We start from the raw sequence: 580 nt of genomic DNA, 5'->3' as shown, positions 1-580 counted from the left end.
GCGACTCTGAAACGGGGGAGATTGTGGATATCGTGGAGGACCGGAGATTACATGTCCTCAAAGAGTATTTCTTACGGTATTCCAAGAAGGCGAGAGATGCGGTAAAAACGATTGTCATCGATATGTATAGCCCTTATATTTCCTTAATCCAAGAAGTTTTCCCTAAAGCGGAAATCGTACTCGACAAATTCCATATCCTCCAACTATTTAGCAGAGCTTTAAACAAAACGCGCATCAACGTCATGAATCGGGATAAAAAGAATTACAATAAATTGAAAACATACTGGAAGCTCCTTCTGAAAGATCAAACAAAACTCGATTATAAAAACTACAAATATCATCACTGCTTTAAAAAGCTCATGTGTGAGGTGGATATTCTACACTACATCATTAATCTGGATTCTGAATTAAAGGCGTCCTATGAGTTATACCAATACGTTCGACATTGCATCAAAACCAAAGACTTTGAGCTCTTGAAGAAAACCTTGGCGAATAAACGGAACAGCGTTTCCAGCTATATGAAAACCGCCATCAAGACAATAAACAAATACATAAATTACGTGGAGAATACGTTGAAATA

The 580-nt window shown here is 37.6% G+C and carries 1 protein-coding gene; it reads left to right on the top strand.

Translation table 11 applies throughout. The features are described 5' to 3' along the window. Nucleotides 1-23: 23 nt before the first annotated feature. The coding region (locus ACFPOH_RS10780) for a transposase (RefSeq protein WP_390309632.1) at nucleotides 24-580 on the top strand (557 nt) is incomplete at its 3' end.

This window comes from Ureibacillus suwonensis (assembly GCF_042655065.1).
GTDB classification, from domain to species: Bacteria; Bacillota; Bacilli; order Bacillales_A; family Planococcaceae; genus Ureibacillus; species Ureibacillus suwonensis.
This window is presented reverse-complemented; position numbering and strand designations above follow the sequence as displayed.